Origin of the sequence: Dorea sp. AM58-8, from assembly GCF_003464045.1 — a bacterium.
Classification (GTDB): domain Bacteria; phylum Bacillota; class Clostridia; order Lachnospirales; family Lachnospiraceae; genus Claveliimonas; species Claveliimonas ammoniilytica.
This window is the reverse complement of record NZ_QSDM01000024.1, coordinates 1-16,195: the sequence shown is the minus strand read 5'-3', so window position 1 is coordinate 16,195 and position 16,195 is coordinate 1. Positions and strand designations below refer to the sequence as shown.

Sequence of the window (16,195 nt, the reverse complement as noted above, 5' to 3'; positions counted from 1 at the left end):
CGTGAAAAGAACAGGAATAGGGATCTGGCTGCTGGCAGCAGTGGTGTTGATATCAGGCTGTGGAAAGCAGACGGACAATGGAAAAGGGATTAATAATGGAGAAACGGTAGATAAAGTTATAGAAAGTCAGGTAAAAAAAGAAGAACAAAAGAAAACAGAAGAATCGACCAAAGAAGATACTCAGAAAAATAATCAACAGAATACAGATACGCAGACGCCAGAGAGCGTACAGGGAACGGTCAATGCGCCAGAGGCGGCAGTGGATGTGGATCTTTCGGTAATGGACAGTGATATGATCTATGCAACGGTTTATCAGATGATGTCTGATCCGGAACAGTATGTGGGTAAGACATTCCGGATTGAGGGGAAGTTTTACGTAACATATGATGAAATGACAAAAAATCAGTATTATTATTGTGTGATTAAGGATGCAACAGAGTGCTGTGCACAGGGACTGGAATTCGTATGGGGAGATGGCTCGCACATTTATCCGGATGAATATCCGACCGATGGCACGGAAGTAATCGTGGATGGCACTTTTGAACTATATATGGAAAATGACAGCAGATATTGCAGACTGGCAAATGCGGATTTCTATTTCTAATTTGCAGACATAATCTACTCCAACTGTGTTATACTATAGATAATGACGACAGCAGGTAGGTACGTGATTGAACATCCACAGGTCAAGATACGGAAACAGGTGGAAAAAGAACTGGATAAATTTATCTGATAAGATGTGTTATCAGGAATAATATAATAGCAGGAGGAATGCAGTATGAAGATTATGAAACAGGATGTAAAGATTCAGAAACTTGTCGTTGAGGTGATGAAGCATGTGCGGCAGCAGACCTACACACCGGAGCAGTTGTGTGAGCGTCAGCGTATATTGGATGCACAGTATTTCTATTATTGGTCTATGGACATGAAAAAAGAAGAGTATGTCTGCGACCTTTTTACAGAGGATTTTACATACCGGTGCTTTACCGAGAGTCCGACAGAGCCGAAGGATCAGGCAATGCGTTCGAAGTATGTGAACCGTAATATGATGACGATGCATATGAGCCACAATCCGCTGATCTGGTTGATCGATGAGACACATGCGAGAGGTATTTTCCTGTATGAGGATAACAACTCCTACAAAGATCATACGGTAGAAGGATTCTCCATGTACTGTAATGATTTCCGCAAATGCGAGGACGGCGTATGGCGCATCAGCAAGATGCGGATCGGCTATCGCAAGATGAACGGCGCGCTGGATGATTATGATGTGCCGAAGGACTGGGAACCGAAGAAATGGGAAGAATGGAACTGCCATATGGAAGTGTAAGATAGGTTTTAGATGAAGTAAATCCTCCTGAATGGATGACGAGAGTTGTCTGTTCAGGAGGATTTCTTTATTGCATATTCATACAAAAACGGTTCAAAATAAGGACTGACTTTGAACTTTTTTATAATAATATAACGTGGTATATTGAATTCAAAGGATAGATAGTATGTGGGAAGGTGAGGATATATGCACAAAAGATTAGTAGATGAGATATTAATGCTTGAAGACATGAATAGTAAAAAATCTATAAAACAAGTTGCGGATATATTAGGTATTACAGAAAAAACAGTGCGTACAGATATCAAAGAAATTGATACCTTCCTTCAAATAAAACAACTTGGACAGATAGATGTGATAAAAGGGAATATAACTGTAAATGCTACATTTTCACAAGTGATTAGAGCGATAAGACATATGAGCATATCGGAATATTATATGTTGAAGAGCGAAAGATTGGAGGCTGAATGTTTACTATTACTTTTACTATCGGATTATATAACATTGCAGGCAATAGGAGAAATTTTGTCAGTTTCTAGATCGACAGTTTTAGGTGATTTGGAAGATTTGAATAGTTTTTTAACAGTGCATCAATTGCATTTGATAGCTTATTCCGGACAGGGGCATAGAATTGAAGGATACGAACGGGATGTGAGGGGAATATTTGTTTATATTTTTGAAAAAGAACCTCTATTAGTCAGAATGATATTTAACAGATTAGCATCATTAGATTTATATAATCATTTAATGCAAAAAATATCTGTATATCGAAATGTTATATGTTGGAGTGAAAAGTCTATAGGAATATATTTGACAGATTATTCTTTTGAGTTATTGAATTATTATATTGTGTTTGCCAGTATACGTATAGCACAAGGAAAAGTATTAAGCAATATTGCAATAGAGAAGAAAAAAGATGAATTTTGTGATATGTTTGTGAGAAAATTGAATGATTTGGAACATGTTGTTTGGAGTAGCGGAGAACAAGAATATATTCGAGAATTATCGACGAAATTATGTTGTGTAAATGCTAAGTGGACTATGAATTCAGGTTCGTTAAAAATCCAATTATTAACCAGACGGATAATTAGTAAAGTTTCACAAATGCTGAATTTGGATTTATATATGGATTATTTGCTTTTTGAGAGTCTCGCAAAGCATATAGAAAGAGTGTTGTATGCAACGGATTGGAAAACAGAGAAGTCGTCAAATGTGTTGCCAGAGGTTCAAAAAGTTGTTGATAATAATTTCGAAATTGCTTCATGTGTGCAGAAAGCATTGAATTCGTTAGATATTTTTTTGCCAGAGCTATTGAATGAAAATGATGTGGCATACATTGTAATTTATTTTTGTGCAGCGGTGGATCGCTGCACAGATGATAATTATGAAAGTAATGTATTAATTGTGTGCAATGGTGGAATTGGAACAGGACAATTATTGAAAGCACAATTGCAATCACATTTTAATATCAACGTATGTGACGTGATTTCATCCCACGCAATGGAATTCCAAGAATATGACAGTGTAGATTTTGTGGTAAGTACTAGTGTATTAGAAAATTGTGAAGTTCCATATGTGACTGTGTCTGCAATGTTAACTAATCAAGATTTTAGAAAAATTAAAAACTATACAAAAAAATATAACCATAAGTTGCTACTGAAATGTCCAGAATACAAAAGTAAGGAAGGAAGTTATAAGCTACTTGATTTGCTAAAACCAGAATATATTCAGATAAACGTTGATGCAGATGATTGGAAAATGGCAGTACGAATATCAGCAGAACCACTTCTAAAGGAAGGGAACATTGAATCGGAATATATTGACGATATGATTGAGACGATAAGAAAATATGGTCCATATATTGTAATATCTAAAGGGTTTGCTATTCCACATGCATCTACAGAGCATGTAATAAGAACTGGAATGAGTTTTGCCAGATTAAGACAGCCAGTTCGTTTTGGTGCTGGCGAGTTGGATCCGATTGATACAATTTGTGTATTGTGTTCGGAGGATGGAGAAAATCATCTGACGGCAATGTTTGAATTGTGTAATCGGATGGAAGATAAGGCGATTATAAATATGATTGAAAAGTGTAAAACAACAAGTGAATTATATAAAGTGATACAAACGTGGTAAAGGGAAGCGATAACAAATTGTGCACAAATTTGTATAAAAAAGAAATAAAAAGGAGGAGGTGGCAATCAGTGCTTTTACAGGAATTATATAATAATAATATGATTTCGTTTGCAGAAAAGTGTGATGATTGGAAAGAAGCTATTTTTGAATCTATTGAACCGCTTGTTCAACAAAAGATTATAGATAGTAAATATGGACAAGAAATTATAGAGTCTGTAGAAAAGTATGGTCCATACATTGTGATTTCGGAAGATGTGTGTATTCCACATGCGTCGGTTTCGGAAGCAGTACATAGTAGTGGTATAGCGATGTTGGTTGTACAGACACCAGTAAATTTTGAAAATGAAGAAGATTTTAGACCTAGGATTTTTTTCCCTTTCTGTGCATTGGATTCAGATGTACATTTGGCGAATCTGGCCGAAATCAGTGATCTTTGCTCAGATGAAAAGCAACTTCAAAAAATTTTGAGTTTTCAGAGAAAAGAAGATGTTGAGAAATATTTGAATGAGGCAAAGTAATTTAAGAATATGTTTAGGAGGACAAATCAAAATGAAAATTGTTATGAATATATGGGGATTTTTTCAAACTAATATTTTGACACAACCTGCATTTTTTATAGGATTTATTGTATTGTTGGGTTATATATTGATGAAGAAAAGATGGTATGAATGTTTGGCTGGATTTCTAAAGGCAACGGTTGGGTATTTTATTTTGACAGTTGGATCAGGCGGACTAACAAATACATTTCGACCTATTTTAGCAGGTTTATCAGATAGATTTGGATTGAATGCTGTGGTGATTGATCCATATTTTGGACAAGTAGCTGCGCAAAATGCAGTAGAAAATCTTGGAAGATCATTTTCGATGATGATGTCTGTGATTTTAGTAGCATTTCTGGTAAATATTGTTTTGGTATTGTTCCGTAAATGGACAAAAATAAGGACGGTATTTTTAACAGGTCATATTATGGTGCTACAGGCATCAACGGCTTTGTGGGTAGTGCTTTATTGTTTTCCACATTTGCAGGATATTAAAATTGTATTTCTTATGGGTGGATTGCTTGGTGTTTACTGGTCCGTTTTCTCAAATTTGACAGTAGAACCGGCTCAACATCTGACAGAAGGAGCTAACTTTACACTTGGACATTCCAATATGCTTGGTTTTTGGTTGGCAGATAAATTATCGAGTAAAGTAGGAAATAAATCGAAAAAGGTTGAGGATATGAAGTTGCCGGGATTCCTGTCTATTTTTAAAGAGAATCTTGTATCGACAAGTATCCTGATGTTAGTTTTCTTTGGAACGATTATGCTCATTATTGGAAAAGAAAATATGCAGGCAATTGATGATACTTTTACAACACAGAGTTTTCTCTTCTATATTTTGCAGAAATGTTTATACTTTGCTGTTTACTTAACAATTTTATTGCAAGGTGTAGGTCTTTTTGTAAATGAATTGACTTATTCCTTCAATGGTATTTCGTCAACATTTTTGAAAGGTGCTATACCGGCGATAGATTGTCCGGGATTGTTTGGGTATACACATGGCAATGTGATAACGTTAGGCTTTTTGTTTGGCGCGCTTGGTCAGTTTATAGCTATTGTAGGCCTGATTGTTTTTAAAAGTCCAATTTTTATTATCACGGGTTTTGTGCCAGTATTTTTTGATAATGCTGTTTTTGCAACGATTGCGAATAAAAACGGTGGTGTGAGGGGATTAGCTGTAACAACATTCATATCTGGTATCATTCAGGTGCTCGGAGGAGCAATAGCAGTGGCGATATTCGGAATGAAAGAATATGGTGGATGGATAGGAAATTTCGATTGGGATACTATGTGGCCGGTGATCGGATTACTAATGAAAAATCTTCAGTATGTAGGGATAGCAATAGTGATATTAGGAATGTTAATTATTCCGCAATTGCAGTATAAAAAACGCAAGGATGACTATTTCCTGATTGTTGAAGATTATGAAAAATACGCAGAAAAGAATGGAATTATTCTGGAAGAATAGGAGGGCAAGATATGTTGAAAATAATTGCTTTATGTGCAAATGGAATGGGAACGAGTAGTTTGATTGAACGAAAAGTACAGGGAATTATGGATGCACTTGGGGTAGAAGCTACTGTTACTCATGCTAGTTTGGGTACAGGGAAGACTAAGGCTAAAGGATATCAGATAGTGTTATGCTCAAATGCTTTTGTTGGAGATATAGAGGCGGCTGATCTTGGAGATACAAAAGTAATAGGGGTAAAAAATCTGATGTCAGATAAAGAAATTGAAAAGAAGATGAAAGAATATATGGATGATAAAGGGATTAAATATAATAAATAGCAGAGGAGGAATAGGTTATGGCATTTATTAGAACTATTATGGGGGATATTACCCCAGAAGAATTTGGAGTATGTGATGCACATGAACATTTATTTCGTGCAGGCGGACCAGAAGTGGATCATGATAAAGATTTTAAATTGGATGATTATGAAGCATCTGTAAAAGAAGTTCAAGAATGGTATGAATGCGGCGGTCGTAGTATGGTATTAATGGATCCTATGGGGTGTGGGAGAAATGTGCCGGATACAGTTCGCTTGGCAAAACATTTTAAGGGGAAAGTACATATTGTAGCAACGACTGGATTTCAGAAGGGAGATTTTTATGATCATAGGGTATCCTTTGCAGCTACTAATACAGTAGAGGACATTGTAGAAATGATGTGCCTGGAAGTGATGGAAGGGTTGGATCAGAATAGTTATAACGGTCCAATAGTTAAACGTGTTCCATATAAAGCAGGTGTGATAAAAGCGGGAACGGGATATGCAAATATTTCTGATTATGAGTTGAAGACAATGAAAGTGGCAGCATTAACACAGAAAGAAACAGGAGTACCTATTTCTATACATACTCAGTTAGGAACTATGGGATATGAAGATGCTCAATATCTTATTAAACAGGGAGCTGATCCAGAGCATGTGATTATATGTCATGTGCAGAAGGATCCAGATCGTTTTTACCATAAGAAGATTTTGGATACTGGAGTGTATATTTGTTATGATGGTCCGGATCGTGCAAAATATTACCCAGATTCAGTGCATGTGGATAATCTCAAATGGCTTATTGAACACGGATATCAGAAAAAAATATTACTTTCTATGGATGCTGGAAGAGCAAGCTATCAAAAATATCACATGGCAAAATCAGGCAAAGAAGCAAATGGTATTTCATATTTAATCACAAGATTTACAGATGAAATGCGAGAAGCAGGTATTTCAGATGAAGCTATTCAGGATCTTTTGATCAATAATGCTGCGAAAGCATTTGCGTTTAAGGAGTAAGTATATGAGACCTAAATTACAAATTGCATTGGATGTATTGAGTATCGATGCTGCAAAAGAAATATTGACATCTGAAGTGGTTAGAGATATTGATATTATAGAGGTTGGGACTTTGTTGTTAGCATCAGAGGGGAAAAAAGCAGTACAGGATATTAGAAAATATATTGGTGAAGACAAATTACTGGTTGCAGATTTCAAAATTGCTGATGGAGCAGCTGTAATGGCTGAAATGTTTTTTGATATGGGTGCAGATTTGACAACGGTGATTGCAGCTGCTAACAAAGTATCAATGAAAAAAGCGCACGATATTGCCCAATGTGTTGGTAAACAAATACAAATTGAATTGTATGGTGTATGGGATTACAAAATGGCTCAATCATGGTACGATATTGGAATACGACATGTTATTTTTCATCATGCAAGAGACGGAAAGCATATGTGGAATGAAGAAGATGTAGCAAAAGTGAAGACTTTATGTGAGATGGGCTTTTGTGTGAGTGTGACAGGTGGAATTTCAGAAGAGGTAATTAATTTGTTTAGAGGAATTCCAGTGTATGCATTTATTGTAGGACGGTCATTTTATCAATCTGATAATATTATAAAAACGATAAGCCGATATCAAAAGGCAATAGATGATTATCATATAGAAAGTTTATAGTCATATTTGTACTTATTTCTGCACCTAGAAAAGAAGGTTTTTACAAGAAAATTGGATTGAAGAATACGGAAGGCAGCAGTATGCAGCACTGGAGCGACGAAAATTAAATAAGATTACTTGAATTCTCCTGAGTTGGTGCTAAAATGGTATCAATTTAGGAGGATTTTTTATGGGGAGATCAGATAAAGCAAAATGGTTGATAGTAGTTCCGGCAATGCTTGGCATTGTTTTTGTGACCTATGTGGAACATACAACGGATATCTGGGGATTTGGTGCATTTATCTGCCAGCTGATTGCAATTTTGGAATTGGCTTATGGTCTACGAATCGCGATGCTGGCACAGAACAGAAAGAAGTCCTATCAGTTAGCACCGGAAGAACGGCACGATTATGCACAGTATTTATATGAAAAGCAGTATCGGCGTTATCCTGTTGTGGCGAATCAGATGCTCTTGGTTATGGCACAGATGAGTGTACTTCTTGACAATTATGAACAGGCCGCAAAAGAGCTGTCAGATATTCATATAGATAAATTTAATCCGACACAGTTGAAGTTGTATTATTACCTGAAAGTGGTTACAGCAGTGGCAACGGGAGATACGACAGGTATTCAGGAGAGCCAGATGCGTTATGAAGGGATTCCGGATTCTAAGTGTGTATATCCGTCAGAAGCTGTGCTTGCTATGTGGATAGAGCAGAGAGATACAGTGCAGATAGCAGAAGCGCTTAAGAAGGCGGTGCCAGATAAAAAAGAGCATCCGATGCGGATTGGTATCATTACTGTGATTCTTGCGTATAGTACGTTTTTCTATGGTCTCTGGTACGGCATTAACCGTGATATGGGATATGAAGTGAGATATCATTTCGCGGAAATATCAATCGTTGTTGTTGGAATCGGTCTGGCAGTTCTTATAATCTGGGGGATTGTGAGTTTATACATACACAATTGCCAGGAATTAGCTGTGCAGTCGGGTAAAAGCAGAGTGGCATTGATAATCATCTATGGTGCTGCAGCGATATTTGCACTTTTGATCCTTGGAATGAGTAGTCTGAGTGTAGTACTGGGAATGGATGGGATAGAGACAGTAACAGATCATGACAGCAAATATACGTATATAACCGTACAGGAGGATTACGGTGGCGAGCGGAGGTACCGAACCAATAATCCATTTGTCATGCAGAGTATGGATAGCTTGTGGTTGTCTTCAGATACAACGGATGCTGATGAGAATAATGAAGAATCGCTGGATACGAATACAGGGAATTCATCAGAGACAGAAGATAGTCAGAGCGAGGATACGGTAGAAGATTACGAGATGGAAGGACAGCATGATGGTCTGATGATTCAGAATGCAATGCTGGCAGTCTATAATTATCTGCAGGAGCAGAATACTCTTCAAAATATGGCATTCAGTTACACAGCAAATGCAAAAGGAGAAGTTTATGCTATTGTCAGTGAAATGCAGGAAATAAAAGATGGCAATACGGTAAATGTGAGATACTGTCTGTACGATAATGGTTCCAAGACAGATGCAGATGGTAATTCCTGCGAAGAATTGGTGCTGGAAAAAGTATTTCCGGATGGTAATTACGAGACTGAATTGGTGGATTTTTATCTGGTAAATGCGGATACGATGCAGGTGACAGACGAACAGAAGAATACGTGGTAGAAATAGACTTTATGCAATTGGGAATTGAGAGGTGCGGAAATGAAATATAATCAAAAAATCATTGCTAAAAATGGACAAGAGATTCTGATTCGGAATGCTGAAGCTTCAGATGGAGAAGCAGTGCTTGAAAACTTTAATCTGATACACGCAGAGACGGATTATCTGCTTTCTTATCCGGGCGAGATTGGGTTTGATGCAGAGCAGGAAAGCCGTTTTTTAGAGCACAGGCAGATTCTCAGAATGAAATTGAACTGTTGGCACTGGTGGATGGGAAAATTGTTGGAACGGCTGGAATTGGCGCGATTGGAGCAAAATATAAAGTAGTGCATCGTGCAGAATTTGGCATCAGTGTATTAAAAGAATATTGGGGACTTGGAATAGGACGGATATTGATGGAAGTGTGTATCCAATGTGCAAAAGATGCCGGATATCTTCAATTGGAGCTGGATGTAGTTGCGGACAATGAAAGAGCAGTATCCATGTATAAAAAGGCGGGATTCGTTGAATATGGTAGAAACCCTAAAGGATTCAGATCTCGAATAACGGGATTTCAGGAACTTGTTTCTATGCGGTTGGAGCTATGATGATGTAAATAAAATTAAGAAGTGGATAATGGAATATGTTTTAGACAACAAAAAGGATACTTCCATGGCGGAAGTATCCTTTTGCTAACTAGTAATGTTTCGTTTTATTCGGCAAAAAAGTATTCACATTGATTAAAATAGAATTCCTGTTCCTTCTGGAAAAGAGTGGTCAATGCAGTTACAGTACCATTCTGACGATATGCTTTCAATGCTTCCAGATATTCCGGGCGATTGGCGTCCTCGATAATAAATGGAGAGATATTGTGACGCAGACATTCACGGAAGAGAATGATACGCCCTGTACGTCCGTTCCCATCTTGAAATGGATGAATGATTTCGTAGCGTGCATGAAATTCTGCCAGTGTTTTTAAAGAGACATCTTGCGCATGATACCAGTTCAGTAATTCGGTCATTGCATCAGGAACCTGCGATGGCAGTGTGGTCTGATGGATACCAATCATATTTGGACGCTTTTTGTAATCACCAATGGCATAGCCGTTGGCACGATCCTCAAATACGCCACTTTTTAATTCGAAATGAAAGCTTTTAATTATTTGTTGATCAAGCGCGGCATCCAAGGTATCTAACATTTTGTTGAACATTAAAAAATGTCCATTCATTTCTTCGACATCTTTGGCACGGTAATAATCGTCGGTTTTAGGTAAGATACCGGTATCAAAAAGCGAGGCGGTCTGTTCTTCGGTGAGCGTGCTGCCTCGATTTTATTGGAATTGTATGCTAACAGACGCTGCGTGAAGCCGTAAACACCGGAACGGTCACGTTTAGTATGTTCGATTTTGAAACGTTCTAATAAATTGCGGATAAAATCTGCTGTGTTCATAGAGGTTCCTTTCCTCTTGGTAGATGTATAATTTTGTTAGCATATAATAAAAAGACATTTATCACTGTGATAAATGTCTTTTGTGACAGGGGATGAGAGAATCGAACTCCCGCTAAGAGTTTTGGAGACTCCTGTCATACCATTTGACCAATCCCCTATATTGTTGTCATCGGTTACAACCGACTAAATATTTATACCACAGAATCTATACAGTTGTCAAGAAAATAATGGCTATTATTTGTCAAAGTTATATTTATATTGTCATTTTATCATATGAATATATCATTTATAAATACAAAAGTTATAAAAAAGACTATTTATAATAGTACCGGGCTATGTCTGCGGTATAACAAATTCCAACCCTTATGCAATACTCCTGCTCCAACAACCGACATCGCAATATAACTTCCGATGCCCCAGCCGTTCCCCAGTGCTTTTGCAATTTCGCAGAATACTTTCTGTTGCATAGTATAGCGGGGACTGATATAGAACATATTAATGGTACCGAGAGGATACAGCGTAAGATTCAGTACTGTTGCGATCAGACAGCAGCCGAGATATAGGCATACGCTGAACTGTAAGCCTTTTTTGGTATGGTCGGTGTGGTGATCCAGTCCGCTGATGAAGCCAAGGGTGATTAGCAGGATATGCCATGCATAGGAATGGATCGTCAGCGGGAGATATCCATAGTGCATGCCGCTGGTGTCAAAGAAGGCGAAGATACCTCCTAACAGTCCGAAATCCATGAGAAAGCTTTGAAGTCTGGAACTTATATGGCAGTAGGTAGTTTGACGTGCAGATGAGTCTGTATAACAGCTTAAAAGGAAGAGTATGCCGAGTGTCAGACAGATATACATGGGAATACTACATAGCTGAAATGGCAGATACCACCAGATATAGTGTCCGTCGTTGATTGCATAGGTCAGCGTCCACTGCTTCCAGAGCTCACTTGCAAGCATCACAAACCCTGCCAGACCATAGATTGGTGAGACAGGGCTTGTGCTACATTTGAAATTAGATCCGGCTTTATGCATAACGCTCCAGATCCTCTGCGAAAGCGTCATATTGTGCCTGAAGCCTGCTGAGAGCAGATTCTGACAGAGAGTCAAGAAGAGCTTTCATATCAGAGCGTATCTGAGTCGGATTATATGGAATTTCCAGTGCAAAATCGCTGTAGGCACGCATTTTCTGAAAATACATGGCTGTTTCGTTCTTTTCGTTTGAGCTGCGGCACATATTATACATCATCACACAATCGCATGCATCAACCTCTGTGCATTCCTTGCAGATCCATTTGCCAAGAAAATAATACTTCCCATTAATCTCATAGATAAATCCCGGCTGAGAAAGTAATTGTTCAATCATTTTTGAAAACCCTCCTGAATATTCATAAAAAATAGTATGTCCTATAATTATATTAAGAATACCACATTTTGAGCATTTCAGGGGATGGAAATTCAGTTTCCCCAGTAAATATGCGGGTTGCGAAGACTTGCAGGAAATCATGCAAAAATTAATTTTAAAAACTCCAAATAAGGACTTTCTTTTCTATACATTTTGTGGTAAGATTCTTTAAGACAACACAAGATATTGTGTTTATTGACGTAAAACAGTATTTCGTTACATAAGATATAACATAAAGGATTCAAAGGGGAGGAGCATTGTATCATGGATATTCAGGTTAAGACAAAGGTTATCAAACGTAATGGAGAAGAGGTGAATTTTGATCTTACCAAGATTGAAAATGCGATCAATAAAGCGAATGATGAGGTTGACAATATTTACAAGATGAACGAGTATCAGATCCGAGCCATCGCTGATGATATCGCACAGCAGGTAAGTGAGATGCGCCATGCAGTTCATGTGGAAGATATTCAGGATATGGTAGAGACCAGCATCATGGGGATGCGTGGATACGAAGTGGCACAGAAGTATGTCCGTTACCGTTATAAGAGAGAACTTGCTCGTAAGTCGAATACAACAGATAATGGAATTCTTGCGTTGATTGAGCATGTGAATGAGGAAGTGAACCAGGAGAATTCTAATAAAAACCCGGTGATCAATTCTACACAGCGTGATTATATGGCAGGGGAGGTCAGCAAGGATCTGACCAAGCGAGTTTTGCTTCCGGAAGATATCGTACAGGCGCATGAGCAGGGCGTGATCCATTTCCATGATTCGGATTATTTTGCACAGAAGGAACACAACTGTGATCTGATCAATCTGGAGGACATGCTTCAGAATGGTACCGTTATCAGTGAGACATTGATTGAGAAGCCGCACAGCTTCTTTACTGCATGTAATGTTACGACACAGATCGTGGCACAGGTAGCAAGTAATCAGTATGGCGGACAGTCATTTACACTGGCACACCTGGCACCGTTTGTGGATATCAGTCGTCAGAAATTGAAAAATATCGTGATCCGCGAGCGCAAGGAATGTGGTGAAAGCCTGGATGAGAAGATTATCGAGAAGCTTACTGAGAGCCGACTGAAGGATGAGATTAAGAGTGGTATCCAGACCATTCAGTATCAGTTGATCACATTGATGACCTGTAACGGTCAGGCACCGTTTGTAACTATGTTCATGTATTTGGATGAAGTACCGGAAGGCAAGACCAGAGATGACCTTGCGATGATCATTGAAGAAGTAATGAAACAGAGAATGCAGGGCGTCAAGAATGAAAAAGGTGTATGGATCACACCTGCATTCCCGAAGCTGATCTATGTACTGGACGAAGATAATATTACAGAAGATTCCAAGTACTGGTATCTGACAGAACTGGCTGCAAGATGTACAGCTAAGCGTATGGTACCGGATTATATTTCTGCCAAGGTTATGAAGGAGCTGAAACAGGGCAATGTATATCCTTGTATGGGATGCCGTTCATTCCTGACAGTAGAGGATGACCAGCGCAATCCTGATGGAAGTCACAAGTTCTATGGCCGTTTTAATCAGGGCGTGGTTACAATCAATCTGGTGGATGTGGCCTGTTCTGCAGAGGGAAATATGGATCGTTTCTGGGCAATCCTGGAAGAGAGACTGGAACTGTGTCATCGTGCACTTCGTTACCGTCATGAGAGACTGCTTGGCACAATTTCTGATGTGGCTCCGATTTTATGGCAGTATGGAGCACTGTCCAGACTGAAGAAGGGCGAGACTATCGATAAGCTGTTATACAATGGATATTCTACCATTTCACTGGGATATGCCGGATTGTATGAGATGTGCGTCCGCATGACGGGTAAGTCACACACAGACCCGGACGGAAGAGCATTTGCGGTCAGTGTTATGCAGAAGCTGAATGATAAATGTAAAGAATGGAAAGAAGCAGAGCATATCAGCTATTCAGTATATGGTACTCCGATGGAGTCTACCACATACAAATTCGCCAAATGCTTACAGAAGAGATTCGGTATCATCAAGGGTGTAACTGATAAGAACTATATTACGAACAGTTATCACGTTCATGTAACTGAGGAAATCAATGCATTTGACAAACTGAAATTCGAAGCAGATTTTCAGAAGCTGTCTCCGGGAGGCGCAATCAGCTACATTGAAGTACCGGATATGCAGCAGAATATTCCGGCAGTACTTTCAGTTATGAAGTTTATCTATGAGAACATCATGTATGCAGAACTGAATACCAAGAGTGATTACTGTGAGTGCTGCGGTTATGACGGAGAGATCCAGATTAAGGAAGACGAGTCTGGCAAGCTGGTCTGGGAATGCCCGAACTGTGGTAATACAGATCAGAACAAGATGGCAGTAGCCAGAAGAACCTGTGGTTATATCGGAACCCAGTTCTGGAATCAGGGAAGAACCCAGGAGATCAAAGACCGAGTATTACATTTATAATTTTATAGACGTTTACAGGATGAGAGTAAAAGAGACGAATGACCGTTAGGGTGGTTCGTCTCTTTTCTTTTAGATGAAACTTTTGGTATAGTCTGAAACTATAAGTGATTATAAAGAAAAACAATTTCAAAACATGTCCGAATTTTGTTTCGTCAGTACAGAGATTGTGTAAGGAACTTTAAAAAGATGACACGAAATCAAAAAAGATGCAGTAAGGGGGCTGTAAAAAGACCTCTGAGCATTTCGTTTAGTGTAAGGATCTTTTTTACTTCTTACACGAACCTTGAAAACGAAACAGCCTGCCCGTAGTGATACCAGAATTGAATAGGCATTCAGCGTGTCTTTTCTGGTTAATACGTCCCGGAAACATCAGAACCCGGTACAGGAACGGATATGGGATGAGAACAGGAACTTAATAAACGAAGGAAGGAGAACATCTGACTATGACAGAGAAACAGGGATTCATGACAGCGTTGTATGAGCGTCTTAGTCGTGATGATGAATTAAACGGAGAGTCCAATAGTATTTCCAATCAGAAAAAGCTTCTGGAGCAGTATGCAAAGGAACATGGCTTTACAAATCTGATTCATTTTACGGATGATGGCATTTCCGGCACAAGATTTGACCGCCCCGGCTTTCTTGCCATGATGAAAGAAGTGGAGTCCGGGAAAGTTGGGACGATCCTGATTAAAGATATGAGTCGAATGGGAAGGGATTATCTGAAGGTCGGGCAATATATGGAACTGCTCAGACAGAAGAATGTGCGTCTGATCGCAGTCAATGAGAATGTAGATAGTTTTCGGGAGGATGATGATTTTACCCCATTCCGAAATATTATGAATGAATGGTATGCAAGAGATACCAGCAAGAAGATTAAATCAACCTTTAAGGCAAAAGGGAAATCCGGCAAGCATGTAGCCAGTACAACACCGTATGGTTACTTAAAAGATCCAGAGAACCCTGACCATTGGATTGTTGATGAAGAAGCAGCGAAGATTGTACAGCGGATTTTTCATATGACCATGGACGGGCGTGGACCGTATCAGATCGCAAGAATTCTGAAAGAGGAACAGGTGGAGATTCCTGCAGTGCATATGGCGAAAAAAGATGCAGGTTTATGGAAAGGCAGGGTGGATGAAATCAAAGACCCTTATGGATGGGGTTCCTCCACTGTTGCAGGGATTTTGAAGAAGCGGGAGTACCTTGGTCATACAGTGAACTTCAAAACCAGAAAGCATTTCAAGGATAAGAAAAGCCATTATGTAGGGGAAGATCAGTGGACAGTATTCGAGGACACACAGGAGCCTATCATAGATCAGGAAACCTTTGATAACGTCCAGAGGATCAGAAGCAATGTAAGAAGATACCCGGATGGATGGGGAGAAGCACATCCTTTGACTGGACTGATGTATTGTGCAGATTGTGGAGCGAAAATGTATGTTCACCGGGTAAACAATGGAAAGAGAGTTCCACAGTATACCTGTTCCGCATGGATGATTCTCTGCCGGGGATTCAAAAGGAAAGGAAAAAATGATTATGGAAAAAATGATGAATACAAAAACAGAAGGGAACACATTTACAAAGAAAATCGGGCAGACAGTTTATGTTGTCCGTTATCATTTCAATGAAGATGCAAAGGAAACAATGCAGGAGAAGATTAACCGGATGCTGGTTACAGAAGTAAATCGACAGGCAGTGTATTAAAATTAGGTGGATGTAATTGAAGAAAAAATATGATATCATGTGAGTAACAAATCGGGAGTTGCAAAAGAGAATAATGAGAATTACTTAACT

Annotated in this window: 13 protein-coding genes, 1 tRNA gene and 3 pseudogenes; 13 read left to right on the top strand and 4 right to left on the bottom strand. The window is 38.8% G+C overall.

Translation table 11 applies throughout. The features are described from left to right. The first annotated feature begins 1 nt into the window (after position 1). The 10 genes and pseudogenes from DXA18_RS13475 to DXA18_RS17520 all read left to right on the top strand — a co-directional run bounded on the left by DXA18_RS13475 (position 2) and on the right by DXA18_RS17520 (position 9,702). Positions 2 to 604, top strand: coding sequence for a hypothetical protein (locus DXA18_RS13475; RefSeq protein WP_243007136.1), 603 nt, complete (start codon positions 2 to 4; stop codon positions 602 to 604). 174 nt (positions 605 to 778) lie between these two features. Next, positions 779 to 1,330, top strand: a complete 552-nt coding sequence (locus DXA18_RS13470) for a nuclear transport factor 2 family protein (RefSeq protein WP_118384326.1) — start codon at positions 779 to 781, stop codon at positions 1,328 to 1,330. A 186-nt stretch (positions 1,331 to 1,516) separates the two neighbouring features. Then, a complete protein-coding gene (locus tag DXA18_RS13465) occupies positions 1,517 to 3,463 on the top strand; it encodes a BglG family transcription antiterminator (RefSeq protein WP_118384325.1) in 1,947 nt (648 codons plus the stop codon). A 68-nt stretch (positions 3,464 to 3,531) separates the two neighbouring features. Next, positions 3,532 to 3,981, top strand: a complete 450-nt coding sequence (locus DXA18_RS13460) for a PTS sugar transporter subunit IIA (RefSeq protein WP_118384324.1) — start codon at positions 3,532 to 3,534, stop codon at positions 3,979 to 3,981. Between the two features lie 31 nt (positions 3,982 to 4,012). Beyond that, positions 4,013 to 5,473 (top strand): PTS ascorbate transporter subunit IIC, encoded by a 1,461-nt coding sequence (locus DXA18_RS13455; RefSeq protein ID WP_118384323.1) that lies wholly within the window; start codon positions 4,013 to 4,015, stop codon positions 5,471 to 5,473. 11 nt (positions 5,474 to 5,484) lie between these two features. Further along, positions 5,485 to 5,793 (top strand): PTS sugar transporter subunit IIB, encoded by a 309-nt coding sequence (locus tag DXA18_RS13450; protein WP_118384322.1) that lies wholly within the window; start codon positions 5,485 to 5,487, stop codon positions 5,791 to 5,793. 17 nt (positions 5,794 to 5,810) lie between these two features. Further along, positions 5,811 to 6,791 (top strand): phosphotriesterase family protein, encoded by a 981-nt coding sequence (locus DXA18_RS13445; RefSeq protein WP_199665585.1) that lies wholly within the window; start codon positions 5,811 to 5,813, stop codon positions 6,789 to 6,791. Between the two features lie 4 nt (positions 6,792 to 6,795). Then, a complete protein-coding gene (locus tag DXA18_RS13440; protein WP_158567145.1) occupies positions 6,796 to 7,449 on the top strand; it encodes an orotidine 5'-phosphate decarboxylase / HUMPS family protein in 654 nt (217 codons plus the stop codon). Between the two features lie 169 nt (positions 7,450 to 7,618). Further along, positions 7,619 to 9,118 (top strand): YIP1 family protein, encoded by a 1,500-nt coding sequence (locus DXA18_RS13435; protein ID WP_118384320.1) that lies wholly within the window; start codon positions 7,619 to 7,621, stop codon positions 9,116 to 9,118. A 39-nt stretch (positions 9,119 to 9,157) separates the two neighbouring features. After that, a pseudogene (locus DXA18_RS17520) lies at positions 9,158 to 9,702 on the top strand (GNAT family N-acetyltransferase). A 104-nt stretch (positions 9,703 to 9,806) separates the two neighbouring features. On the opposite strand, the pseudogene DXA18_RS13425 reads toward DXA18_RS17520, so the two are convergent. From DXA18_RS13425 to DXA18_RS13410, 4 genes and pseudogenes are all read right to left on the bottom strand, one after another. Then, positions 9,807 to 10,543, bottom strand: a pseudogene (locus DXA18_RS13425) (Fic family protein). 86 nt (positions 10,544 to 10,629) lie between these two features. Continuing rightward, positions 10,630 to 10,700 (bottom strand) — tRNA-Trp (locus tag DXA18_RS13420). 160 nt (positions 10,701 to 10,860) lie between these two features. After that, positions 10,861 to 11,577, bottom strand: coding sequence for a TMEM164 family acyltransferase (locus DXA18_RS13415; protein WP_158567144.1), 717 nt, complete (start codon positions 11,575 to 11,577; stop codon positions 10,861 to 10,863). Continuing rightward, positions 11,570 to 11,908 (bottom strand): hypothetical protein, encoded by a 339-nt coding sequence (locus DXA18_RS13410; protein WP_118384318.1) that lies wholly within the window; start codon positions 11,906 to 11,908, stop codon positions 11,570 to 11,572. Before DXA18_RS13410 ends, DXA18_RS13415 begins: the two co-directional genes overlap by 8 nt. Before the next feature lie 303 nt (positions 11,909 to 12,211). Between DXA18_RS13410 and nrdD the strand changes: the two genes are divergently transcribed. The 3 genes and pseudogenes from nrdD to DXA18_RS16225 all read left to right on the top strand — a co-directional run bounded on the left by nrdD (position 12,212) and on the right by DXA18_RS16225 (position 16,105). Further along, entirely contained in the window at positions 12,212 to 14,401 is a 2,190-nt protein-coding gene (gene nrdD / locus DXA18_RS13405; protein WP_118384317.1) for an anaerobic ribonucleoside-triphosphate reductase, read from the top strand. 464 nt (positions 14,402 to 14,865) lie between these two features. Further along, positions 14,866 to 15,888 (top strand): annotated as a pseudogene (locus DXA18_RS13400) (recombinase family protein); the annotation flags it as partial. Positions 15,889 to 15,931: 43 nt separating this feature from the next. After that, the gene (locus DXA18_RS16225) at positions 15,932 to 16,105 is read left to right on the top strand and encodes a transposon-encoded TnpW family protein (protein WP_330424600.1); all 174 of its coding nucleotides are present in this window, start codon (positions 15,932 to 15,934) and stop codon (positions 16,103 to 16,105) included. Positions 16,106 to 16,195 lie beyond the last annotated feature (90 nt).

What these genes read in the sequence shown, in the direction of transcription:
- DXA18_RS13470 (WP_118384326.1), top strand. Translation starts at nt 779, where the DNA reads ATGAAGATTATGAAACAGGATGTAAAGATTCAGAAACTTGTCGTTGAG.
- DXA18_RS13465 (WP_118384325.1), top strand. Translation starts at nt 1,517, where the DNA reads ATGCACAAAAGATTAGTAGATGAGATATTAATGCTTGAAGACATGAAT.
- DXA18_RS13455 (WP_118384323.1), top strand. Translation starts at nt 4,013, where the DNA reads ATGAAAATTGTTATGAATATATGGGGATTTTTTCAAACTAATATTTTG.
- DXA18_RS13450 (WP_118384322.1), top strand. Translation starts at nt 5,485, where the DNA reads ATGTTGAAAATAATTGCTTTATGTGCAAATGGAATGGGAACGAGTAGT.
- DXA18_RS13445 (WP_199665585.1), top strand. Translation starts at nt 5,811, where the DNA reads ATGGCATTTATTAGAACTATTATGGGGGATATTACCCCAGAAGAATTT.
- DXA18_RS13440 (WP_158567145.1), top strand. Translation starts at nt 6,796, where the DNA reads ATGAGACCTAAATTACAAATTGCATTGGATGTATTGAGTATCGATGCT.
- DXA18_RS13435 (WP_118384320.1), top strand. Translation starts at nt 7,619, where the DNA reads ATGGGGAGATCAGATAAAGCAAAATGGTTGATAGTAGTTCCGGCAATG.
- DXA18_RS13415 (WP_158567144.1), bottom strand. Translation starts at nt 11,577, where the DNA reads ATGCATAAAGCCGGATCTAATTTCAAATGTAGCACAAGCCCTGTCTCA.
- DXA18_RS13410 (WP_118384318.1), bottom strand. Translation starts at nt 11,908, where the DNA reads ATGATTGAACAATTACTTTCTCAGCCGGGATTTATCTATGAGATTAAT.
- nrdD (WP_118384317.1), top strand. Translation starts at nt 12,212, where the DNA reads ATGGATATTCAGGTTAAGACAAAGGTTATCAAACGTAATGGAGAAGAG.
- DXA18_RS16225 (WP_330424600.1), top strand. Translation starts at nt 15,932, where the DNA reads ATGATTATGGAAAAAATGATGAATACAAAAACAGAAGGGAACACATTT.